Below are 24,352 nucleotides of genomic sequence, written 5' to 3'. Positions count from 1 at the left end.
TTGTTCACCCATCTTCCTGAAAACAACTATATTCACCTTTATTGTTTACTAAAATGAAGAATTATACGTATTGAATTTTTGTAGGCATTTTCGGATCTGTATCGTGAATTTCAAAGGCTTCTCCCACTCCAAATCCTTTTTCCTCTAATACTTGTGATACTGACATACGTGCGAGCTCTTTCATGTTATTATCTAAACTTAAATGAGCTAAATAAATATGTTTTGTCTCATCTGTAATTACATCCGCCATCGCTAATGCAGCGTCCTCATTACAAACGTGACCCACATCACTTAAAATACGTCGCTTAATACTCCATGGATAACGTCCCATACGAAGCATTTCCACGTCATGATTACTTTCAAACACGAAAGCATTAGCACCCTTAATAACACCTTTCATACGGTCACTCACGTATCCCGTATCTGTAATAAGGGCTAACTTTCTATTATTGTTATGAAAAGCATAGAACATCGGCTCTGCCGCATCATGAGAAACCCCAAATGACTCGACCTCAATATCACCGAATGTTTTCACATCCCCAACTGAGAAAATAAACTTTTGCTCAGTTGGGATATTTCCTATTAAATGTTCCATTGCATTCCATGTTTTCTCATTTGCATAAACAGGTAAATCATATTTACGTGCCAATACACCTAACCCTTTAATATGGTCACTATGTTCATGTGTTACAAGAATACCTGATACATCATTTATATTTAGTTCTGCCTGTTTAAATAAAGCCTCTGTTGCTTTACCACTTAAACCTGCATCGACGAGTAATTTTTTTTCATCTGTTCCTACATATAGCATATTCCCTGTACTTCCACTTGCAAGTACGCTAAAATGCAACCCCATTCTTTCTCACTCCAGTATGTTCATCAACCACTTGATTTTCCCTTTCCCCTAATTCCATAACTTGTCCTTCGATTGCATTTACAAAGAAGTCCTGCTTCTGCTCCGTTTTTAAATTCCATGTTGGAGCGAGTACTTGGTTATTAGAAGTAGATGCGGTAAGGGTGGCATAACCAATTTGTGCTTCTTTTACATGTGTATTCCCATGAACTTTATTTTTTAAATACAGATTTTCTAAAGCTGTTTGAGCAGTAATAATTTCTTGCTGTTTCGTTTTTTCACTTTCGCCCATTTCTTTTAAATCAGTTAGCATCGTCTGCGTGTACGACACGAGTTCATTTTTTTCATTTAATTCCACAACAATCATTGCCTGATCGTTATAGAAAATAGGCTTATCTTTATATTTTTGGAAGAAGTAAATTTTAGAGTCTTTCATCGCCCCAAACTCATACTTTTGTCCATCCAATACATAGTTCTTCAAAAAATCACTATACTTATCTTTGGATAATGATTTTGTATTTAAAAAGGGCTCTTTTAGCTTACTTTCTATCCTGTACATATTTTGTATATGCGCCGTTTGATTCTTTAAAGACTGTACATCTTCTTCTTTAAACGCCTTGTTTTCCGCCCTAATAAATGATTCTTTTTTCGGTTCTTTAGGGAAATTACCCATAGTAATTTTATTTGCTTTTAATTCTTGATCTATCTTTGTTTCTGCAATAAGCTCCAATTGATTACTATCTTGCTTTTGAATGAATTGAAAAATGAGAAAGAGGTCCAAAACAAAAAAGGTCACAATAAATATGGTTTTAATCCGATCCCAATCCATTTAGTCCTCCCTCACTCCACTCATATATTTTTTGTTTACCCGCTTCATCTTCAACAAACTTTACATACCAAATTGGCTGTAGTCGAGCTACTTGCCCATCTAGTGATAATTTGTATCCAATACCAATGTCTTTAATGAATCTTTTATCTACCGCGGCATTATTTTCTAAAGATGCTATTACAACATGACCTGATGGAAGAGTAACCTTCTGTTCTATACCTTTCGTATTTAAAGACAACAACGGTCTTTCATATTCCATTACTTCTTCTGATCCCCATACTTGTCTCAATTCAGCTAATCCATCTGTATTGAATACGGAATATCCATCTTCATGTAAACGGAATACCGTCTGTCCTTTATTCATATAATCCAAACGATATGAATCCAAACTCCCACTGTGACCATTTACAAAATCAAAGCTTTTTTGTAAAAGCATTAAATTATCTGTCGTTTTCTCACTTGAAACAGAAGAATTTTTATACTTTAGCATATGATGATCGTTTTCAATCTCCATGGACCTAATACCATCCGTAAATGTTTCTTTCGATTTCTCGGTAATAGGGCTTAAATAACGTGGGTCACTAAAAAGAGCATTCTTAAATGTATCAACCGCTAAATTAGATGAAATATATGTTATATTACTTAATTCTGTCGTTCCATCTGGTAAAAATAGCTTTTTCATATCATTAATTTGATAGTCAAAATAAGGTTTTGCCGATACTATAAATTGATTTTGTACATTTACAATATCTTTTAAATACACACCACTTAATTTTGCTTCATATATTCTAGAGTTATCACCATCAGAAACAAAATTAATTTTAATTTCTTGATCCCTACTTCTAGAAGGATCAAGAATAATTCGATTAAAATATTTAGGCTTATTTATACTTTTTTCTTTCATATTAAACATAGATTTAACTGCATCAAACGGGATGTTGGTAGGAAAAACAAGTTCAATTTTCCCTTCACCATGCACATAAGAAAGGAAATCAGCCTTAGCAATCGATATCTCTTTGAAATCATGTAATTCCCCTGCTTCCAAAGGTTTATAGATTGATTCTATATCTCCCTCTCTTTTGCTCCCATAATGATTTTTATCTTTATGCACGATGATAGAAGTAGGGCGGACAACATCAGCGATTTTAGTTTGAGTAATTCCTTCATTCCCCTGCACAAATTTTGCATTTTGCATAGACGTGGAATCTGGCACATACGTCCATAAGTTAAAAGTAAGAAATAGGCTAATTACAACTAAATTAATTAAAACTATCGTTTTAACATTTTCCATACTCATTCCCAATCGTCCTCTTCATCTGCTGCCATTGGCAATGTGAAGTAAATAGTTGTCCCTTTTCCTTCCTCACTCTTCGCCCAAATCGAGCCACCATGTGCCTCAATCATTTCTTTTGCAATTGCTAATCCAAGTCCTGTACCACCCATTTGTCTTGAACGTGCTTTATCTACGCGGTAAAAACGTTCAAAGATTTTATCGACGTTTTCTTTGGGAATACCCATTCCTTGGTCACTTACACTAACCTCTAATAATTCCCCACGATCACGTAAGCGATATGTTACTGTTCCACCTTCTGGTGAATACTTTAATGCATTCGAAATAATGTTATACAAAACTTGCGTAATTTTATCCGTATCCATATCAATAAATCGGGATTTCTTAGAGAAAGATCGTTTGAAACTTACGTTTTGCTCTTTAGACATTTCAAAACGATCAATAATATTATTAAAGAAGTCAGTAAAGTCGACCCATTCTTTCATTAAACGATGTTCTGTACTATCGAGTTTAGAAAGTTGCAATAACGCATTTACAAGTCTAATCATTCTTTCTGTTTCTTCTTGTGTAACTGTTAAAAATTGCGGTGCAATATTCGGATCTTGCCACGCGCCGTCCGTAAGTGCCTCTAAGTAACTGCGCATCGTTGTTAATGGCGTTCTTAATTCATGGGAAACGTTTGCCACAAACTCACGGCGTTCCCTCTCTATACGCTCCTGCTCAGTTACATCATATAATACGGCAATTAAACCATTTGCTTTCCCTGTCTCTTTTTGAATAACAGAGAAACTAGCACGTAAAATATATGGCTCATTTCTCGTACTAAAATCTAATAAAACGGAATCAGGCTCTTCGTATAAATGATCGAGCGTAAATTCTTCTTGTATCCCTAATACTTCTAAAACAGATTGATCGAGCGCCGTTTCACGCGAAACATTTAGCATCTTTTCCGCAGGATCATTTAATAAAATAATGTCTCCTTTTCGGTCAGTAGCAATTACTCCATCTGTCATATGTGATAAAACAGATGATAATTTACGTCTTTCACTTTCCGTTGAAGAACGAGCTTGTTGTAATTTTTTTGATAAATTATTGAAAGATAATGCTAATTGTCCTATTTCATCATGGCTATGCACTTTTACTTTTCTTGAATAGTTTCCTTTTGCCATTTCAATCGCTTGTCTTCGCATATCTGAGATTGGTCTCGTAATCGTTTGAGCTAACAAAATTCCAAGTACAGCTGTTACGAGTAATGCAATAACGGTTCCAGTCGCAAAAATTTGATTAATATCCTTCATCTGTTTATAAACATCTTCCATAGATGCAACAATGTAAATAACACCAAGTGCATCCTTGCCGTTATCATCTAGAATAGGAGTAAGCATAACTTGTACACGATGTCCTGTACGACCATCCTTCTCAATTTTCACTTCTGGCTTTTTTTGTACCAATACCCGTTGAACAGCTATATCAGTTGATGTTCTATTTACCTTGTTTTGCTTTGACTCATCTGAAATAGCGAGTAACTTTCTATGCGAATCAAATACACTTACCTCTTGGATATCTTTCTTTCGATCAGAGGCAAATTTTCGAATTGAAGTTTTAATCGTTTCATCTGTTGATTCTGTTTCTGCCTTTGTATAACTTTTTTTAAACTCTTGTTTCAAGTTATATGATAATAAGTTCGTTTGCTGCGTTAAAGAATCTCTAAAGCCTTGTACAAGACTCTTTTCTAACTCTCTTACAAAATATACCCCAATAACTTGCATAGCTATCAATATTAATAGCATATATATGAGTACAAATTTTAAATGAATAGATTGAAAAAAACCAACTTTCTTCATATACTATTCCTGCTCTGGGTCACGCAAGTAATATCCTACTCCACGTCTAGTTACAATTAAAGTAGGATGACTTGGATTATCTTCAATTTTTTCACGTAAACGACGCACTGTTACATCCACTGTACGTACATCTCCAAAGTAGTCATAACCCCAAACTGTTTGCAATAAATGCTCACGAGTCATAACTTGTCCTAAATGTTTGGCTAAATAATGTAGTAGCTCAAACTCACGATGTGTAAGTTCAATATTTTCCTCACGTTTCGTTACACTATACGCATTTGAATTGATAACGATTGGTCCAATAACCATTTCCGTATTTTCTTCTTTTTCTGCAGCACCACCTTGTTGATGGCGACGTAAATTCGCCTTCACACGAGCAAGTAGTTCCCTCGTACTAAATGGCTTCGTTACATAATCATCTGCTCCAAGCTCAAGCCCTAATACTTTATCAATTTCAGAGTCCTTTGCTGTAAGCATAATAATCGGCATTTCTGAGCTTTTACGTATTTCACGGCAAACCTCTAAGCCATCCTTACCTGGTAGCATAATATCTAATAAAACCATATCTGGCTGCTCTTCATTCGCTTTTTCAATCGCTTCATCACCATCATGCGCCATTACAATTTCAAAACCTTCTTTTTCTAGGTTGAACTTCAAAATATCCGCAATCGGCTTTTCATCATCAACTACTAAAATTTTCTTTCCCATCATCGTCTATTTCCTCCTTATAAAGTGAAACTTTAATCGGGCATTTACGTGCAGTTGATCCCGCACCTAACTTCTTTACCTTCGTTGAATTTTTGGGTGGGGTCTTACTGCCCGTTAATGCGGGGTAAAAATATGTTCAATATCCCTAAACACATTGATGTCTACATAGTATGTCCCTATATGGCCGCATCTTTTGCTTAAGTACTTTCTCCTCTATTCTCACAGACTCATGTATGATCCACTTTTACACGGAATCCTATACGATCTATAGAAAAACCTCTAGCTTCAACTGCTAGAGGCTTCTCATTCTATTTTAAAATAACTACTCAATTTTGTAAAATTACACAAATAAAAAGGATATTAAGTGGGCCCACTTAATATCCTGAGAGTGGCTCGGGACGGAATCGAACCGCCGACACGAGGATTTTCAGTCCTCTGCTCTACCGACTGAGCTACCGAGCCAAAACTATATATAAAACCACTAATGGTGGTATAAACAAAAGTGGCGGTCCCGACCGGGGTCGAACCGGCGATCTCCTGCGTGACAGGCAGGCATGTTAACCACTACACCACGGGACCAAAAATGAACATAAAAAAAACATGACCCGTACGGGATTCGAACCCGTGTTACCGCCGTGAAAGGGCGGTGTCTTAACCACTTGACCAACGGGCCACGAAAAATAAAATGGTGAGCCATGAAGGATTCGAACCTTCGACCCTCTGATTAAAAGTCAGATGCTCTACCAACTGAGCTAATGGCTCATACTCACCAACGTCATATTTTCGTGACGACAAGATGTATCATAACATGTTTCCTTTGTTTTTTGCAATACTTTTTTTATTTTTTTATAAAAGATAAGAAAAAACTCATGCGGACATGAGTTTTTTCTCAAAAATATCAATTAAGCTTCGTATACGTTACGAACGATATTTGTTTGGTTACGATCTGGTCCAACTGAGAACATAGATAATTGAATTCCTGTTAACTCAGAAACACGTTCTACGTATTTTCGTGCATTTTCAGGAAGCTCGTCTAATGATTTTACACCAGTAATATCTTCTGTCCAACCTGAAAGTTCTTCGTATACAGGCTCACATTTCGCTAAAATGTTTAAGTTTGCTGGAACTTCATCGATAACTTCGCCATTGTATTTGTAAGCAACGCAAATTTTAAGAGTCGGAATACCTGTTAGAACGTCGATAGAATTTAATGATAAATCTGTTAAACCACTAACACGACGCGCATGCCTTACAACAACGCTATCGAACCAACCTACGCGGCGTGGACGACCAGTTGTCGTTCCGTACTCACGACCAACTTCACGAATTTGATGACCAATTTCATCATGAAGCTCCGTAGGGAACGGACCATCACCTACGCGGCTTGTATATGCTTTACACACACCTACAACGCGAGTAACTTTCGCAGGACCAACTCCAGTTCCAACTGTTACACCACCAGCAATCGGGTTAGAAGATGTAACGAACGGGTACGTACCGTGGTCGATATCAAGCATAACACCTTGTGCACCTTCAAATAATACACGGTGATTGTTATCTAGTGCATCATTTAATACAACAGACGTATCACATACATATTGCGCGATTTGTTGTCCGTACTCGAAGTACTCTTCGAAGATTTCTTCTACACTGAAACCTTCTGTATCGTACATTTTTTCAAATAAACGATTTTTTTCTACTAAATTGCGCTCAAGCTTTTCTTTAAATGCTTCACGGTCTAAAAGATCAGCCATACGAATACCAATACGAGCAGCTTTATCCATATATGCAGGACCGATACCTTTTTTCGTTGTACCGATTTTGTTATCACCTTTACTTGCTTCTTCTAATTCATCTTGTTTTAAGTGATAAGGTAAAATAACGTGCGCACGGTTACTCACACGTAAATTATCAGTACTTACACCACGATCGTGTAAGTATTTTAACTCTTCAAGTAATGCTTTCGGATCTACTACTAAGCCATTTCCGATTACACAAATTTTCTCTTTATAGAAAATACCAGATGGAATTAAGTGTAATTTATATTTAACTCCGCCGAAAACAATTGTATGTCCCGCGTTATTTCCACCTTGATATCTTGCAACTACTTCCGCATGCTCAGAAAGAAAATCAGTGATTTTACCTTTTCCTTCGTCGCCCCATTGTGTTCCTACAACTACTACTGAAGACATTATTAAAGCACCTCCGCGATTTTCAAACGATCTATTCAAACAATATAATTGTACCAAAACCGAAAAAGAAGTCAACCAAAAAGCGAACATTTTTTTATTAAAAAACATTTTCGTTCGTAAGAATTATATTTTCACACTATGAAAGCCTTATCTTTCCTATAAAAAAAAAGAAACACATCTTATTATAAGAAATGCATTTCTTTTTTATACTATCTTTATGCAGGCGGCGCATGTCCATCCTCGAAGCGACGTTCTAAGTTAACGAACTTATTGAACTCTTTAACGAATGCGAGCTCTACTGAGCCTACGGGACCGTTACGCTGCTTTGCAATAATAATTTCAATCGTATTTTTATTTTCCGTTTCTCGGTCATAGTAATCTTCACGATATAAGAAGGCTACAATATCAGCATCCTGCTCGATACTTCCTGATTCACGAATGTCAGACATCATCGGACGTTTATCTTGACGAGATTCTACACCACGAGATAACTGTGACAAGGCAATAACAGGCACTTGTAATTCACGCGCAATCCCTTTTAATGTACGAGAAATCTCAGATACTTCCTGCTGACGGTTTTCTCCTGATTTCCCGCTTCCTTGAATAAGCTGTAAATAGTCAATTAAAACCATCCCTAGACCTTGTTCTTGCTTTAATCTACGGCATTTCGCTCGAATCTCATTTACTTTAATCCCTGGTGTATCATCAATATAGATACCAGCATTAGAAAGGCTCCCCATCGCCATTGTTAATTTTGCCCAATCATCAGAAGTTAATGAACCGGTACGCAGTCTTTGCGCATCAATATTTCCTTCTGCACAAAGCATACGCATAACAAGCTGATCAGAGCCCATCTCTAAACTAAAAATCGCTACATTTTCATCAGTTTTCGTCGCTACGTTTTGTGCGATATTTAATGAAAATGCGGTTTTCCCTACTGATGGACGTGCCGCTACGATGATTAAATCATTTCGCTGGAAACCTGCGGTCATCTTATCTAATTCTGTAAATCCAGTTGGTATCCCAGTAACTTCACCTTTTTGATTATGCAAAAGTTCAATTTTATCGTAAGCATCTACAAGAACATCTTTAATGTTTTGGAATGCTTTTGCATTCGTTTGGTGAGATACTTCTAATATTTTTTTCTCAGCCTCATTTAAAAGACCATCCACGTCATCTTCTCTCTCATACCCATCAGACACGATATGAGTCGCTGTTCGAATCAAACGACGTAATAGCGCCTTTTCAGCGATGATTCGTGCATAATATTCTACGTTAGCAGCGGTTGGAACAACTTCTGCTAATTCTGCTAAGTAAGAAACCCCACCAACTTCTTCTAATAATCCTTGATCAGCCATTGCTGACGTCATTATTACTAAGTCAATCGGCTCTCCTTTATCAGATAACCCAAGCATGACTTCAAAAATCTTTTGATGTTTCGTTCGATAAAATGAGTCAGGTACCAATAATTCCGATGCTGACGTTAACGCATCTTGATCAATTAATATGGCCCCTAAAACCGCCTGCTCAGCCTCTATATTATGCGGAGGGGTACGATCAGCCATTACATCACTCATACGCAATCCTCCTTGCTTAACTTATTTTTATTGTTCACTAACATGAACTTTTACTGTTGCTGTTACTTGCGGATGCAACTTCACAGTAACGTTTGTATAGCCTAATGCACGAATTGCATCATCCATTTCAAATTTACGTTTATCAAGTTTAATTTTATGTGATTTTTGCATTGCATCTACGATTTGTTTACTTGTGATTGAACCGAATAGACGGCCACCTTCTCCAGATTTCGCCTTTACTTCTACAGTTAGTTTCTCTAACTTTTCTTTCAACTCTTTTGCATTTTCAACCTCTGCTGCTGCATCTTTTTCTTCTTTTCGCTTTTGAGCTTCTAAAGTTTTCATACTGCTATTTGTCGCTTCAGCAGCTAATCCTTGTTTTAGTAAGAAGTTATTTGCATAGCCATCTGGTACGTTTTTTATTTCTCCTTTTTTCCCTTTACCTTTTACGTCTTTTAGAAAAATTACTTTCATGATTGTGTGCCTCCCTGTAAATAGTCATCAATAACAAATCGAAGCTTCTCCTCAGCTTCATCTACTGTAACATTTTTCATTTGTGTGGCTGCATTCGTTAAATGCCCACCACCGCCTAAATTTTCCATAATTAGCTGCACGTTCACTTCACCTAAAGACCTGCCGCTAATTCCAATGAAATTCTCGCCACGTTTTGCAATAACAAATGACGCAATAATTCCTGTCATTGTTAATAATGTGTCCGCTGATTGCGCAATAAGCACTTGATCGTAGTAATCATCACTATCAACTTTTGCAATCGCAATTCCATTTGTATAAATGTACGCATTTTTAATAGCTTTTGCAACCCGTAAATACTGATCCATATCTTCTTTTAAAAGCTCTTGTACAAGTACAGTATCTGCACCATGTGAGCGTAAATAAGAAGCGGCATCAAACGTACGAGCACCCGTCCGGAATGTAAAGCTTTTCGTATCAACAATAATACCTGCTAACAATGCCGTTGCTTCTAACATTGTCATTTTTAAATTTTTCGGTTGGTACTCAAGTAATTCTGTAACAAGTTCTGCCGTGGAAGAAGCGTATGGCTCCATGTAAACAAGCAATGGATCTTCAATAAAATCTTCTCCCCGGCGATGATGGTCAATAACAACTACATTTTCAATTTTATGTAACAGCTTTTCTTCCATCACCATTGAAGGTTTATGCGTATCAACAACAACAAGTAATGAATCATCATTTGCAAATTCCATCGCTTGTCCTGGGGTAATAAAGTGAGACCATAACTCTTCGTTTTGTTTCACTTTATCCATTAAACGCTTAATTCCCTTATCAGAATCATTTTCATCTAACACAATATATCCTTTGCGCTCATTTAATTGCGCTACCTTTAAAATACCAATCGCAGCACCAATTGCGTCCATATCAGGAGCCCTATGCCCCATTATAATGACATTACTACTTTCTAATACTAAATCCTTTAATGCATGCGAAATAACTCTGGCACGTACACGAGTACGTTTTTCAACTGGATTCGTCTTACCACCATAAAACTTAACTTTACCTGTCGCTTGTTTAATAGCTACTTGATCTCCACCACGGCCAAGCGCAAGGTCTAAACCGGACTGAGCCATTGCCCCAAGCTCTGATAAAGGTAAATCACCTGATCCAACACCTATACTTAAGGTGAGTGGTATATTCCTTTTGGATGTTTCTTCACGCACCTGATCTAAAATGCTAAATTTCCCTTTCTCCATCTGCGCTAAAATACTCTCATTTAGTACAACGAAGAATCTTTCTGAAGATGCACGTTTTAAATATGCCCCATACTTAACGGCCCATTCATTTAGTCGTGATGTTACAAGACTTGTGATATTCGTACGTAATTGATCATCTAATCCCTGTGTAACTTCATCATAATTATCTAAATAAATGACAGCCAAAACAGTGCGTTGATCCTCGTACATCTTTTCAATCTCTGTTTGTTCCGTTACATCAAAGAAATAAATTAACTTTTCTTCTTTCCTTACAAAAACGCGAAACTTTCGGTTATTTAAAGAGACTATATCGTCGGAAGTTTCTCCCTTAATAAAAAGAAGCAACGTTTCTGATACATCATAAAGGTGCCATCCAGCTAACGCATGCTGTCCTAGACATGAAGATAAATAAGGATTCGCCCAATCAATCCCATAATCCTTATTGTATAACAAAATACCAATCGGCATTTGGTTAAATGCTTCATTACTCACTTTCTTTACTCTTGTAATCATATCTGTCGTATACTTCTCAAAATTCCTTTGAAAGGTCAGTTCAAAGCGTATAACAACAAAAAGTACAATGCAAAAAATAAAAAAGGTGGATATCCCCATAATTAAATGAAAATAACAGAGGATGGCAATGAGCACAAACACGAAAAATGCCAATACATAAACAGGATATAAAAACCACTGTTTCTTATAAAATTCAGGCATGTATACAACTCCTATAAAGTAAAACTAACTCACCTTTCAGTTAGTTAAACAGATTAAAATAGTATAAGGAATATTACTTTATCCTCCTATTTTAGAACGCAATGAAATCCCTAAATCAATTATACCTAAGATTGTCACAAGAGGAAACAACATCGGTATAAACATGCAGACAATAAAACTAATAATAGGAACCCCTTTCGTAAAACCTTTGCTATGCGCTAGAAAAGCGATAAATGTCAGACCTTGTAGTACTAGTAGTAAGGTAAATATGACATATAGGTTAGAAAATACCATATGTAAATATGATGTCGGTTCTACTTTTATAAAAGTTGATAGCAAAATAAATATAACGTAATACCAAACAGTACTCTTTGGTAATTGTATATCTTTAAATTTAGGCCAAGGTATAACGTCATGCTTTAGTTTTCTCAAAACACTACCTGATATCATAACTGTAATCCAAGAAAAACATACCGAGACCATTACAAGCAAACTTGGGAATAACGTTTGTAACACATCATTAAATTGTGCAAATAATTCTTTTTGCTCCTTACTAATAGGCATACCAGCAGCAGTGACTATCTTTTCACTTTGCGCCATACTTTCATTAAGCATATTTTGCATTTGCTTCATTAAATCTATGTTAAAAAACTTTATACTTGCAACATAAATGAGCATAATACCAATTAAGTACGCAAGCGTCCCCGCCATCAAAATTTCTACCGGTTTTTTTTGTTTTTTATACATATATCCTAAAACGATACCTATCAATCCAAACATAATTGTCTTTACTAGGTTCATCGGTTGACTAACAATAACAGTAATAAAAAGTGCCGCCGTAAAAATTACAAAGGCGTTAGATAATCTATATCTTATCGTTAGCAATATAAACGGCAATGGCAACGCAAACGTTACAACTGTACCTAAAATTGGAACATACATAGATATAAGCAATAACATTGCATATATCGCTAGCAACGCTGCACCCTCAGTAATAAATTTCGTATTCTTCATCATCTAACCTCTCTTTCAAAAAAAGAAAAGCATAGCAAAATGCACAGTAGAGTCCGACTCTACTGTGCATTTCATACGCTATTATTCACCAACATATGGTAAAAGTGCCATTTGACGAGCACGTTTAATTGCAACTGTAAGTTTGCGTTGGTATTTTGCGCTTGTTCCTGTTACACGACGAGGTAAAATTTTACCACGCTCAGAAACGAAACGTTTTAATAAATCAACATCTTTATAGTCAATGCGAGTGATGCCGTTAGATGTGAAGAAACACACCTTACGACGTTTCGCACGTCCACCTTTGCGTCCTGCCATGTCTATTCCCTCCATTCTTTGTTAAAACTAACTAATTTACTGTATTAGAACGGTAAATCGTCGTCGGAAATGTCGATCGGTTGACCTACATTTGAAAATGGATCGTCATTCTTCGTAAATCCAGAGTTCCCTTGGTTACCTTGGTTACCTTGGTTACCTGAATTACTAGATTGACCAAATGGGTTAGAGCTTTGGTTACCGAAACCAGCTCCTGATGGTTGCTGATTAAATGAACCACGTTGCTCCCCACCGCCATTACGCGGCTCTAAAAATTGTACGCTTTCCGCAAGAACTTCTGTTACATATACACGTTTACCATCTTGTCCATCGTAATTACGAGTTTGAAGACGTCCATCTACGCCTGCTAAGCTACCTTTTTTCAAATAATTTGCTACGTTTTCTGCTTGTTTACGCCATATTACACAATTAATAAAGTCAGCTTCACGCTCACCTTGTTGATTCGCAAATGCGCGATTCACAGCTAACGTAAAAGTAGCTACTGCAACACCATTGGGCGTGTAACGTAAGTCAGGGTCCTTAGTTAAACGACCAACGAGGATAACACGATTCATCAATCGAACCACTCTCCCTTATATATCAATTATTTTTCTTCTTCTTTAACAACGATATGACGAAGGATGTCTTCGTTGATCTTAGCTAAACGGTCGAATTCGTTAATCGCTTCTGCGTTAGAGTTCACGTTTAAGATCATGTAGAAACCTTCACGTAAGTCGTTGATTTCGTAAGCTAAACGACGCTTACCCCACTCTTTCGTGTTAATGATTTCTGCACCATTGTTTGTTAAAACACCTGCGAAACGTTCAACTAAAGCTTTTTGAGCTTCTTCTTCAACGCCAGGACGAATGATGTACATAATTTCGTACTTTCTCATTACACTTTCACCTCCTTTTGGTCTAAACGGCCCATAATGGGCAAGGAGCAATTAATTTATAGTAATTACTCACGAGTTTAGATTATATCATAGTAAGTTAGATGAATCAACTCACCCATGCATAAAAAACTTGGCAAACACATAATATATTTGCCAAGCTCATATCTTTATTTTTCCTAGGAAATATTAAATTAAACGTTGAAGCGGAAGTGCATAACGTCTCCATCTTTTACGATATACTCTTTTCCTTCTAAACGAACTTTACCAGCTTCTTTTGCAGCTGTCATAGAACCGTTTGTCATTAAGTCTTCGTAAGAAACTGTTTCCGCACGAATAAATCCACGCTCAAAGTCTGTATGAATTACGCCAGCACATTGTGGTGCTTTCATACCTTGTTTAAACGTCCATGCACGTACTTCTTGCACACCAGCTGTGAAGTAAGTAGCAAGTCCTAATAAATCATATGCAGCACGAATTAATTGATCTAAACCAGATTCTTCAATGCCTAGTTCTTCAAGGAATACTTTTTTCTCTTCCTCGTCTAGCTCAGCGATTTCTTCTTCGATTTTTGCACATACAACGATTACTTGAGCATTTTCATTTGCAGCAAATTCTTTTACCATTTGTACATATTTATTTTCAGAAGGATCCATAATATCATCTTCACTTACGTTTGCTACGTATAACATTTCTTTCGTTGTAAGTAAATGAAGGCCTTTAACAATCTTCATTTGTTCTTCTGTAAATTCAACAGTACGAGCTGGTTTTCCCTCTTCAAAAGCTTCTTTTAAACGAACTAAAATTTCATGCTCATATACTGCTTCTTTATCTTTTTGTCTTGCTAACTTCGCAACACGCTCGATACGTTTATCAACAGATTCTAAATCCGCTAAGATTAGCTCTAAGTTGATTGTTTCGATATCATCGATTGGATCTACTTTCCCTGAAACGTGTGTAATATTTTCGTCTTCAAAACAACGAACAACTTGGCAAATTGCATCTACTTGGCGAATGTGAGATAAGAATTTATTTCCTAAACCTTCACCTTTACTAGCACCTTTTACGATACCTGCAATATCAGTAAACTCAAATACAGTCGGAACAGTTTTTTTCGGTTCTACTAATTCCGTTAATTTATTTAAACGCTCATCTGGTACTTCTACAATCCCTACGTTTGGATCAATTGTACAGAATGGATAGTTTGCAGATTCTGCTCCTGCTTGTGTAATTGCATTAAATAAAGTTGACTTCCCTACGTTAGGTAATCCAACAATCCCAGCCGTTAATCCCATATTTTTCACTCCTATGTCTCAATCTTTCATCATTATAGATAGTAACGAAAAAAATGACAAGTTTCCTCCAAACGAAAAAAAGTAACAGCTACCCATTGCAACTGTTACTTTCTCTCTATTCTTCGTGCTTCACAAGTATTTTTTTCACCTTACGATCAAATTCTCTTCGAGGAATCATTACTGAATGGTCACATCCCTCGCACTTAATGCGGATATCCATTCCCATACGAATAATTTTCCAGCGATTCTCACCACATGGGTGGGCTTTCTTCATTTCCACAACATCGTACAAGTTATACTGCTTTTGCTCCATTCTCCAAACCCCTCTCCATACTAAATTGCTTTTCCACTCACCAATTCTTCACGATTATATAAAACCATACGTGGATATGGAATTTCAATCCCATGTAGATCTAGACGATTTTTAATTTCTTTACGAAGTGCTCTCGCAATAACCGCATGTTGCATCGGCTCTACTTCCGCAATAACACGTAATATAACTTCTGACGCAGCCAATGTTTGCACACCTAATAACTGAGGCTTTGCTACCATTTGCGTATACTGTGCAGGTAATTCTTCTAATAACTCTTCAATGACTTGCTCCGCTTTCGCTATGTCAGCCTCATACGAAATGGATACATCAACAAATGCTACACTATTACTAACTGAATAGTTCGTAACTTGAATAATACTTCCATTTGGTAAAGTATGAATTTCGCCTGTCCAACTCTTTACTTTTGTTGTACGAAGTCCAATTTCTAGAACGACACCTTCAAACTGACCAATTTTTACATAGTCACCTACTGAAAATTGATCTTCTAGCAAAATAAATAACCCCGTAATAACATCTTTTACTAAACTTTGAGCACCAAATCCGACTGCTAAACCAATTACCCCGGCACCCGCTAATAAACCAGATGCATTAATATTAAACACACCCAAAATCGCAATTAACATAATGAACATAACAACGTATGCCACAATATTTTCAAGTAACTTCGCTACTGTAACTGTACGACGTTCTGAAATTTGAATTGGCGAACGGCTTCCCATACGAAACGCATTTCGTACAATTGCACGCGCAACTCGCACAATAATTGCACCAAGTATTAAAATAACGACTATTTTTAGTGATTTCACACCTATATTCGTCCAATCAATGGACTCAAACCATTTCAACGCTAAATCCATGTACCTCTACCTCTCCAGCTAAAATTTCTTTTTAATCATCCTTCTTATTGTATCAGAAGTCACCCTGATTTCTGAAAAATTTTTATGACTTTAATTGCATTTGTTAACTTCCATGCAGGTATAAAATGGAACGAATATATATATACTAGTACTATTATTTCCGTTTTCACTCAAGTTTTACAGGAAGTACGCACTTATAGTTTTCCATTTTACTCACCATATAACATATTTTGAAAATTTATTAAAAGGATGGATGCTTCATGAATATTGGAAGTTTTCGCTTACCCTTTTTCGAAAAAGAAACTCAAAATGTTATGCACCAAGACGTAGAAGCCTCCGAGACAATTAGTAACTTCTTACTTTCCCATATCCCTATTAAAACGAATATACCGATTATTCTCGTTTGTATCGGAACAGATCGTTCTACAGGCGATGCACTCGGTCCGTTAGTCGGTACGAAACTAGAACAAGCAGGAATTAAAAACTTCCAAGTGTTCGGCACACTAGATGAGCCAGTGCATGCGCTAAATTTAGAAGAAAAAATTCAGAATATACAGAAAGATAATCCTACTTCATTTATAATTGCGGTTGATGCCTGTTTAGGAAAGTCTCAAAACATCGGTTCCATCACTACCGGAATGGGGCCTAGTAAACCTGGAGCTGCGATGAACAAAAAATTACCTGCAGTTGGTGATTTACATATTCATGGCATCGTAAATCTAAATGGTTTTATGGAGTTTTTCGTCCTGCAAAATACAAGATTAAGTTTAGTCATGAAAATGGCTGATGTAATTGCACAAAGTATAAAAGAAACAGACCAAAAATTATCTGTATTAAAAAAAGCAAACCATCTATAAATAATAAGATGGTTTGCTTTTTAGTTTTTCTGCGCTAATAATTCTAAAATACGATTTAAATCTTCTTTATTAAAAAATTCAATTTCGATTTTACCTTTTTCTTTTTTCGTTTCTTTAATTTTCACATCTGTGCCAAACTTTTCTCTTAAGAACGTTTCGCGTTCTACGAAAAATATGTTTCTCTCTTTTTTCACTTGTTTTGTTTCACGTGAAACGCGTTGATTAATCTCCTGAACAATTTTCTCTAATTGACGAACGTTTAATCCTTCTTTTTCGATTCGTTTTAATAAAGATTTCAATTGTTCTTCATCTTTTATAGTAAGCAAAGTTCTCCCATGGGCCATTGAAAGTTGACCATTTGCAATCATATCTTGCACAAAAGAAGGGAGGCTTAATAACCGCGTATAATTTGCAATGTAAGGTCTGCTCTTACCAAGACGTTTTGCTAATTGTTCTTGCGTTACATTTAGCTCATTCATTAACATTTGATATGCCATTGCTTCTTCCATTGGGTTTAAATCTTCTCGTTGTAAGTTTTCAAGCAATGCAAACTCCATCATTTGCTGCTCATTTAATTGTCTTACAACAGCAGGTACCTTTTCGAGCCCTGCCTCTTTGGCAGCACGATATCTTCTTTCACCTGCAACAATTTCATATCCTTTAATACTCTTCCTAGCAATTAACGGTTGCAATATGCCGTGCTCTTTAATAGAGGCCGATAATTCTTGAATTGCCTCTTTATTAAAGTGTTTACGTGGTTGATATGGATTCGGTCTTAATTCAGTTATCACAATCTCCTGAATTGCCTCTTCTTCTTTCACATCTAAATCAGGAAAAAACACATTAATTCCTCTTCCTAATCCTTTAGCCACCTGCAATCACTTCCTCTGCTAAATCTATATATACTTCTGCCCCTCTTGATTTAGCGTCATACTGCATAATTGGTTTCCCATGACTTGGTGCTTCACTTAAACGAACATTACGAGGAATAATCGAACGGTATACTTTATCCCTAAAGTATTTTTTCACTTCATCTATAACCTGAATCCCTAAATTCGTACGGGCATCCAACATCGTTAACAATACACCTTGAATTGCTAGATTTTTATTTAAGTGCTTTTGCACAAGTCGAACTGTATTTAATAGCTGACTTAATCCTTCTAGTGCGTAATATTCGCATTGAACAGGAATAATAACAGAATCTGCTGCGGTTAATGCATTAATCGTTAATAACCCTAAGGACGGGGGACAGTCGATAATAATATAGTCATATTCATCACGAACTGGCTGTAATGCCCTTTGTAAACGTACTTCCCGGGAAATAGTCGGTACCAATTCAATTTCAGCACCTGCCAATTGAATTGTAGCGGGTAGAACATCTAAGTTTTCAGTTGCGGTTTTACGTATAACCCCTTGAACATCTGCATCTTCCACAAGAACATTGTAAATACATTGATCTAATTCGGATTTTTCAATTCCCACACCAGTCGTTGCATTTCCTTGAGCGTCAATATCTACAAGAAGGACTTTTTTACCTACTTGTGCCAATCCAGCCCCTAAATTAACAGATGTTGTTGTTTTTCCAACGCCACCTTTTTGATTGGCAATAGCAATGATTTTTCCCATGATGTCACCTACTTTCAACCTTTCTATCTTATTCTAGTAACAATTACGTTTATTGTAACATGAAATAAAAGTTTTTCTTTTACGTCCTTATTAAACTTCAAAATTTATTTCTAAACTCCTTCTTCATCTAACAAGAAAATATAGTAAAAGAGACCTATCCAGTAGGATAAGGTCTCTAACACGCCATTATTATTTTTTCTTCGGAATTTTAATTGTAATTTGATAGTACTCATCAAATTCTTCTTCCGCAGAATTAACATTTAAACCACTGTCAGCAACCATTTGTAATGACTGCCTAATTGTATTCATGGCAATTCTCGTATCTCGACTTACTGCTTTTTGCTTTGCCTTACGCTTCGGTTTGGCTTCCTCTAGTAATTTCGCAATTCGTTCCTCTGTTTGCTTTACATTCAGTTGTTTCTCCACAATTTCCTGTAAAACCTTCAGTTGTAATTCCTCATTCTTTAAAGGAATGAGAGCGCGGGCATGACGTTCTGTAATACTTTTTTCTAATAACGCACGTTTTATTTCTTCAGGCAACTTTAACAATCGCAACTTATTTGCGATTGTGGATTGTCCTTTTCCAAGTCGTTGTGCCAATGCTTCTTGTGTTAAATTATGTAACTCAATTAGCTTTTGATATGCCACAGCTTCCTCGATTGCTGTTAGTTCCTCACGTTGCAAGTTTTCAATTAAAGCTACAGAAGCTGTCTCTGTATCATTTAAGTTCTTTATAATTGCAGGAACTTTTTCCCACCCTAACTTTGTTGCCGCACGGAAACGCCTTTCTCCAGCGATAATCTCGTACTTGTCATCCTCATATTGCCTCACAACAATCGGCTGAATCAGCCCATGTGTACGAATCGTTAGTGCTAGCTCTTCAATTCGTGCATCATCAAAAACTGTTCGTGGTTGATAACGGTTAGGGGTAATATTTACTATCGGAATTTCTTGTATTTCTTCATATACCTTTTTATCTATTTCTTCATGGCTTTCGTCTTGTAATTCGAATTCGCTCTCTTTATCTCCAAAGCCAAATAAACGAGAAAACGTATTTTTCATACATATTCCACCACCTTTTAGGCCTATTGACTAGTCTCCATAAAATGTTTCCTATGAAACATTTACGTTTTCATTTATATAATTTAATCTTACGTCTAATAAGATTTATTTTTCAATAGGTAATTTATTGGGTGTTCCCGGTTTGCGTGGATATTTCTTTGGTGTCTTGCGCTTTTTCTCGATTAATAAAATATTACGTTCACTTTCTTCAAACGGTAATTGGAACGTAGACATTTCTTTTAAATTCCCACCTAGCACCTCTAAAGCATACTTGCCATTTTCAATTTCTTCGTTTGCTGCGGCACCTTTCATTGCAATGAATGTTCCCCCAACTTTTACAAGTGGTAAACATAGCTCACTCAATACCGAAAGACGCGCGACTGCACGTGCCATTACAATATCGTATGATTCACGTACACCTTCTTTTTTCCCAAATGTTTCCGCACGATCGTGACAAAACGCAACGTCACCTAATTCCAACTTTTGTGCTAAATGATTTAAGAAGTTAATACGTTTTTGCAATGAGTCTACAATTGTTACTTTTAAGTGCGGGAAACAGATTTTCAAAGGAATACTTGGGAATCCAGCTCCTGCGCCAACATCACAAATTGAGAATGGTTCTGAAAAATCATAATAAAAAGCAGCTGTAATGGAATCAAAAAAGTGTTTTAAATATACTTCCTCTTTCTCCGTAATAGCCGTTAAGTTCATTTTTTCATTCCACTCTACTAATGTTTCAAAGTAGATTTCGAACTGCTCTAACTGTCTAGAAGAGAGGGTGATACCCTTCTCTTCTAGCATAGATTGAAATTGTTCTATGTTCATCTAACAATATCTCCTTACTATTTATTGGTTCGATACTCGCGCAATTTTTCCTTGTTCAATATACACAAGTAAAATAGAAACATCCGCTGGATTCACGCCAGAAATACGTGAAGCCTGCCCCATTGAAAGTGGACGCACATCTTTCAATTTCTGTCTCGCTTCTGAGGCAAGGCTAGAAATCGCATCATAATCAATATCCACAGGGATTTTTTTGTTTTCCATTTTCTTCATACGCTCTACTTGCTGTAAGGATTTTTCGATATATCCTTCGTACTTAATCTGAATTTCAACTTGTTCTGTAATTTCATCACTTAATTCTACTTCGCTTGGTACTAAAAGATGAATATGCTCATATGTCATCTCTGGACGACGTAATAAGTCACTTGCACGTATTCCATCTTTCAATTCACTTCCGCCAATACTACGGATTAATTCTTGAACTTCAGGACGTGGTTTAATAATAATGCTGCTTAAACGTTCCTTTTCCTGTTCAATTTTTAATTTTTTATTTGTAAATCGCTCATAGCGCTCTTCTTTAATTAATCCAATTTCACGACCAACTTCAGTTAAACGAAGATCAGCATTATCGTGGCGTAATAATAGGCGATATTCTGCACGAGATGTTAATAAGCGATATGGTTCATTTGTACCTTTCGTTACAAGGTCATCAATTAAGACACCGATATAAGCATCCGCGCGACCTAAAATAACTTCTTTTTTACCTAAAGAACGACATGCTGCATTAATCCCAGCCATAAGCCCTTGTCCTGCCGCCTCTTCGTAACCAGAAGTTCCGTTAATTTGTCCTGCTGTATATAAATTCTTAATTTTTTTCGTTTCAAGTGTTGGCCATAGTTGTGTTGGCACAATCGCATCATATTCAATTGCATAACCTGTACGCATCATTTCAACATTTTCTAGGCCAGGTATTGTTCTAAGCATATCACGTTGCACATCTTCTGGTAAGCTTGTGGATAAACCTTGTACATACACTTCTTGTGTATTACGTCCTTCTGGCTCTAAGAAAATTTGATGACGTGGTTTATCATTAAATCTTACTACTTTGTCTTCAATTGAAGGACAATATCTAGGTCCTGTTCCCTTAATCATACCAGAATACATAGCTGAGCGATGTAGGTTTTCATCTATTAAACGATGTGTTTCCGTACTTGTATACGTCAACCAACATGGAATTTGATCCATAATAAATTTTGTCGTTTCAAAAGAGAAAGCTCGTGGTTTGTCATCACCTGGCTGAATTTCTGTTTTACTGTAATCAATCGTATTACTATTTACACGCGGAGGTGTACCTGTTTTAAATCTAACAAGATCAAATCCAAGCTCCTCTAAATGCTCGGATAAAGTAATAGATGGTTGTTGATTATTCGGACCGCTCGAATATTTTAAATCTCCCATAATAATCTCACCGCGTAAAAATGTTCCAGTCGTAATTACAACTGTTTTGGCTGTATATTCAGCACCAGCTTGCGTAACTACCCCTTTACATTCGCCATCTTCAACGATTAAACGCTCAACCATTCCTTGGAACAACGTTAAATTTGGTGTTTCTTCAATTGTTTTCTTTAATTCATGCTGGTAAGAAAACTTATCTGCTTGTGCGCGAAGCGCGCGTACAGCTGGTCCTTTACCTGTATTTAACATACGCATTTGAATATATGTTTTATCGATGTTGCGTCCCATTTCTCCGCCTAATGCATCAATTTCCCGAACAACAATCCCTTTTGCTGGTCCACCAACAGAAGGGTTACATGGCATAAACGCCACCATATCTAAATTAATTGTTAACATTAATGTTTTGGAGCCCATTCGTGCTGCCGCAAGACCAGCTTCACATCCTGCATGACCTGCACCGATTACTATGACATCGTATGAACCGGCATTGTATCCCATTGTTTATTCCTCCTAAAAATCTCTATCTTTCTCAAACATCGCTATATTATTTTCCTAAACAAAATTGAGAGAACAACTGGTCAATTAGGCTTTCATGGACGGTATCACCAGTAATTTCACCAAGTATTTCCCACGTTCTTGTTAAATCAATTTGCACCATATCAATTGGAACACCATTTTCTATTGCCTCAATTGCATCTCCAATTGTTTTTCCTGCTTGTGTTAATAATCCAATATGTCTCGCGTTAGAAACATATGTCACATCTGCAGAATCAATTGTTCCTTCAAAGAATAAATCAGCTATTGCCTTTTCAAGCTCATCTATTCCTTGTTCCTCAATTAACGATGTTGTAATAATACGATTTCCCGCTGCCAATTCTATAACACGTTCCATATCGATTACTTGCGATAAATCTGTCTTATTTACAATAACAATGAAATCTTTTCCTTGTACGGCACGGAATAGATCTTCATCCTCATGCGTTAAAGCCTCGCTATAATTAACGACAACTAACACTAAATCAGCTTGGCTCATCATTTCTTTTGAACGCTCTACACCAATTCGTTCAACAACATCTTCTGTTTCACGAATCCCGGCTGTATCTATAAGTTTAAGTGGTACACCACGCACATTAACGTACTCTTCAATAACATCACGAGTTGTTCCTGCAATATCAGTTACAATTGCCTTTTTCTCCTGAACAAGACTATTTAATAGCGATGATTTCCCAACGTTAGGTCTACCGATGATTGCAGTAGCAATACCTTCACGTAAAATCTTTCCTTGCTTCGATGTTTCTAATATTTTTGCAATTTCCGTGCGAACATGTGTAGCTTTCTCAATTAAAATATTATGTGTCATTTCTTCCACATCATCATATTCCGGGTAATCTATGTTTACCTCAACATGAGCCAACGTTTCTAATATGTCCTGGCGCAGACGGCCGATTAATTTAGATAATCGTCCTTCCATTTGATTAATCGCTACGTTCATTGCACGATCTGTTTTTGCACGGATTAAATCCATAACAGCTTCTGCTTGTGATAAATCAATACGGCCATTTAAAAAAGCACGTTTTGTAAATTCACCAGGCTCTGCTAATCGTACTCCTTGCGCTAAAATAAGCTGCAATACTTTATTTACCGAAACAAGTCCGCCGTGACAGTTAATTTCCACTATATTTTCACGTGTAAAAGTCCTTGGTGCACGCAGAATAGATACCATCACTTCTTCAATAACCTGATTTGTATCTAAATCCACAATATGACCATAATGAATTGTGTGAGAAGGAACTTCTGTTAAATCCTTCCCTTTAAAAATACGATTAACTTTTTCAACCGCATCATCTCCACTTACTCGAACAATGGCAATTGCACCCTCTCCAAGCGCTGTGGAAATCGCGGCAATTGTATCAAATTCCATGTCCTTTCACCTCACTTGCTTATTTATCTCTATTTCAACATGATTATTTTCTTCACTAAATTATTAGAATACCATAACGAACCTATCTACAAAAGAATAATAACTCATTTTATTATGTCCTCATGTAAAAAACACTAAACTTATTCACAGTGGATAAGTTTAGTGTTTTTTAGTTATCCACACCTATTTTCCCCTCAAAAAAACCG

Annotated in this window: 23 protein-coding genes and 4 tRNA genes; 1 reads left to right on the top strand and 26 read right to left on the bottom strand. The window is 36.5% G+C overall.

Features of this window, described 5'->3' with window-relative positions; all coding sequences use genetic code 11:
* Nucleotides 1–61: 61 nt before the first annotated feature.
* The 20 genes from JDS99_RS13725 to JDS99_RS13630 all read right to left on the bottom strand — a co-directional run bounded on the left by JDS99_RS13725 (nt 62) and on the right by JDS99_RS13630 (nt 16,442).
* On the bottom strand, nt 62–856 hold the full coding sequence (locus JDS99_RS13725; protein WP_000522836.1) for an MBL fold metallo-hydrolase: 795 nt from the start codon (nt 854–856) through the stop codon (nt 62–64).
* Nucleotides 840–1,682 (bottom strand): two-component system regulatory protein YycI, encoded by an 843-nt coding sequence (locus JDS99_RS13720; protein WP_088065084.1) that lies wholly within the window; start codon nt 1,680–1,682, stop codon nt 840–842. The genes JDS99_RS13725 and JDS99_RS13720 overlap by 17 nt, the downstream gene beginning before the upstream one ends.
* Nucleotides 1,663–2,979 (bottom strand): YycH family regulatory protein, encoded by a 1,317-nt coding sequence (locus JDS99_RS13715; RefSeq protein WP_088065085.1) that lies wholly within the window; start codon nt 2,977–2,979, stop codon nt 1,663–1,665. The genes JDS99_RS13720 and JDS99_RS13715 overlap by 20 nt, the downstream gene beginning before the upstream one ends.
* Complete coding sequence (gene walK, locus JDS99_RS13710; RefSeq protein ID WP_048542845.1) at nt 2,976–4,817, bottom strand: cell wall metabolism sensor histidine kinase WalK; 1,842 nt, start codon at nt 4,815–4,817, stop codon at nt 2,976–2,978. The genes JDS99_RS13715 and walK overlap by 4 nt, the downstream gene beginning before the upstream one ends.
* Nucleotides 4,818–4,820: 3 nt before the next feature.
* Nucleotides 4,821–5,528, bottom strand: coding sequence for a cell wall metabolism DNA-binding response regulator WalR (walR, locus tag JDS99_RS13705; RefSeq protein ID WP_000971866.1), 708 nt, complete (start codon nt 5,526–5,528; stop codon nt 4,821–4,823).
* Between the two features lie 386 nt (nt 5,529–5,914).
* A tRNA-Phe gene (locus JDS99_RS13700) sits at nt 5,915–5,987 on the bottom strand.
* A 41-nt stretch (nt 5,988–6,028) separates the two neighbouring features.
* A tRNA-Asp gene (locus JDS99_RS13695) sits at nt 6,029–6,104 on the bottom strand.
* Between the two features lie 22 nt (nt 6,105–6,126).
* Nucleotides 6,127–6,198: transfer RNA gene (locus tag JDS99_RS13690), tRNA-Glu, on the bottom strand.
* Between the two features lie 13 nt (nt 6,199–6,211).
* Nucleotides 6,212–6,287: transfer RNA gene (locus JDS99_RS13685), tRNA-Lys, on the bottom strand.
* A 140-nt stretch (nt 6,288–6,427) separates the two neighbouring features.
* Complete coding sequence (locus JDS99_RS13680) at nt 6,428–7,717, bottom strand: adenylosuccinate synthase (RefSeq protein WP_044740892.1); 1,290 nt, start codon at nt 7,715–7,717, stop codon at nt 6,428–6,430.
* A gap of 215 nt (nt 7,718–7,932) precedes the next feature.
* Nucleotides 7,933–9,294 carry a replicative DNA helicase gene (dnaB, locus tag JDS99_RS13675; protein WP_001286242.1) on the bottom strand — a complete coding sequence of 454 codons (1,362 nt, stop codon included), beginning with the start codon at nt 9,292–9,294 and terminating at the stop codon, nt 7,933–7,935.
* A gap of 27 nt (nt 9,295–9,321) precedes the next feature.
* Nucleotides 9,322–9,768, bottom strand: a complete 447-nt coding sequence (rplI, locus tag JDS99_RS13670; protein ID WP_088065087.1) for a 50S ribosomal protein L9 — start codon at nt 9,766–9,768, stop codon at nt 9,322–9,324.
* Nucleotides 9,765–11,738 (bottom strand): DHH family phosphoesterase, encoded by a 1,974-nt coding sequence (locus tag JDS99_RS13665; RefSeq protein WP_199695224.1) that lies wholly within the window; start codon nt 11,736–11,738, stop codon nt 9,765–9,767. Before JDS99_RS13665 ends, rplI begins: the two co-directional genes overlap by 4 nt.
* A gap of 78 nt (nt 11,739–11,816) precedes the next feature.
* Entirely contained in the window at nt 11,817–12,752 is a 936-nt protein-coding gene (locus JDS99_RS13660; protein ID WP_199695223.1) for a YybS family protein, read from the bottom strand.
* A gap of 81 nt (nt 12,753–12,833) precedes the next feature.
* A complete protein-coding gene (gene rpsR / locus JDS99_RS13655) occupies nt 12,834–13,067 on the bottom strand; it encodes a 30S ribosomal protein S18 (RefSeq protein WP_000918874.1) in 234 nt (77 codons plus the stop codon).
* A 44-nt stretch (nt 13,068–13,111) separates the two neighbouring features.
* Nucleotides 13,112–13,642 (bottom strand): single-stranded DNA-binding protein, encoded by a 531-nt coding sequence (gene ssb, locus JDS99_RS13650; RefSeq protein ID WP_002108911.1) that lies wholly within the window; start codon nt 13,640–13,642, stop codon nt 13,112–13,114.
* A gap of 26 nt (nt 13,643–13,668) precedes the next feature.
* Nucleotides 13,669–13,959, bottom strand: a complete 291-nt coding sequence (gene rpsF, locus JDS99_RS13645) for a 30S ribosomal protein S6 (protein WP_001233781.1) — start codon at nt 13,957–13,959, stop codon at nt 13,669–13,671.
* Nucleotides 13,960–14,150: 191 nt separating this feature from the next.
* Nucleotides 14,151–15,251: a redox-regulated ATPase YchF gene (gene ychF, locus JDS99_RS13640; RefSeq protein WP_000524660.1), complete on the bottom strand. Its 1,101-nt coding sequence runs from the start codon at nt 15,249–15,251 to the stop codon at nt 14,151–14,153.
* A 115-nt stretch (nt 15,252–15,366) separates the two neighbouring features.
* Entirely contained in the window at nt 15,367–15,564 is a 198-nt protein-coding gene (locus tag JDS99_RS13635; RefSeq protein WP_000436051.1) for a DUF951 domain-containing protein, read from the bottom strand.
* Nucleotides 15,565–15,584: 20 nt separating this feature from the next.
* Nucleotides 15,585–16,442, bottom strand: a complete 858-nt coding sequence (locus tag JDS99_RS13630) for a mechanosensitive ion channel family protein (RefSeq protein WP_097890076.1) — start codon at nt 16,440–16,442, stop codon at nt 15,585–15,587.
* Between the two features lie 260 nt (nt 16,443–16,702).
* Here JDS99_RS13630 and yyaC point away from each other — a divergent pair, with 260 nt between their 5' ends.
* The gene (gene yyaC, locus JDS99_RS13625) at nt 16,703–17,299 is read left to right on the top strand and encodes a spore protease YyaC (protein ID WP_097858866.1); all 597 of its coding nucleotides are present in this window, start codon (nt 16,703–16,705) and stop codon (nt 17,297–17,299) included.
* 20 nt (nt 17,300–17,319) lie between these two features.
* On the opposite strand, the gene spo0J is transcribed toward yyaC, so the two are convergent.
* The 6 genes from spo0J to mnmE form a co-directional block, all read right to left on the bottom strand.
* A complete protein-coding gene (gene spo0J, locus JDS99_RS13620) occupies nt 17,320–18,171 on the bottom strand; it encodes a stage 0 sporulation protein Spo0J (RefSeq protein WP_001051814.1) in 852 nt (283 codons plus the stop codon).
* Nucleotides 18,164–18,925, bottom strand: coding sequence for a sporulation initiation inhibitor protein Soj (soj, locus tag JDS99_RS13615; protein WP_000516117.1), 762 nt, complete (start codon nt 18,923–18,925; stop codon nt 18,164–18,166). The genes spo0J and soj overlap by 8 nt, the downstream gene beginning before the upstream one ends.
* A gap of 189 nt (nt 18,926–19,114) precedes the next feature.
* Nucleotides 19,115–19,987 carry a nucleoid occlusion protein gene (gene noc / locus JDS99_RS13610; protein ID WP_000799025.1) on the bottom strand — a complete coding sequence of 291 codons (873 nt, stop codon included), beginning with the start codon at nt 19,985–19,987 and terminating at the stop codon, nt 19,115–19,117.
* 105 nt (nt 19,988–20,092) lie between these two features.
* A complete protein-coding gene (gene rsmG, locus JDS99_RS13605) occupies nt 20,093–20,812 on the bottom strand; it encodes a 16S rRNA (guanine(527)-N(7))-methyltransferase RsmG (protein ID WP_001019619.1) in 720 nt (239 codons plus the stop codon).
* Nucleotides 20,813–20,833: 21 nt separating this feature from the next.
* Nucleotides 20,834–22,723, bottom strand: a complete 1,890-nt coding sequence (gene mnmG, locus JDS99_RS13600) for a tRNA uridine-5-carboxymethylaminomethyl(34) synthesis enzyme MnmG (protein WP_000541059.1) — start codon at nt 22,721–22,723, stop codon at nt 20,834–20,836.
* A 46-nt stretch (nt 22,724–22,769) separates the two neighbouring features.
* A complete protein-coding gene (gene mnmE, locus JDS99_RS13595) occupies nt 22,770–24,146 on the bottom strand; it encodes a tRNA uridine-5-carboxymethylaminomethyl(34) synthesis GTPase MnmE (RefSeq protein ID WP_087981843.1) in 1,377 nt (458 codons plus the stop codon).
* Between the last annotated feature and the right edge of the window lie 206 nt (nt 24,147–24,352).

The organism is Bacillus cereus group sp. N6, from assembly GCF_016483705.1.
GTDB lineage: Bacteria > Bacillota > Bacilli > Bacillales > Bacillaceae_G > Bacillus_A > Bacillus_A wiedmannii.
Note: the sequence above shows the minus strand (reverse complement) of the source record. Positions and strands in the feature narration are given on the sequence as shown.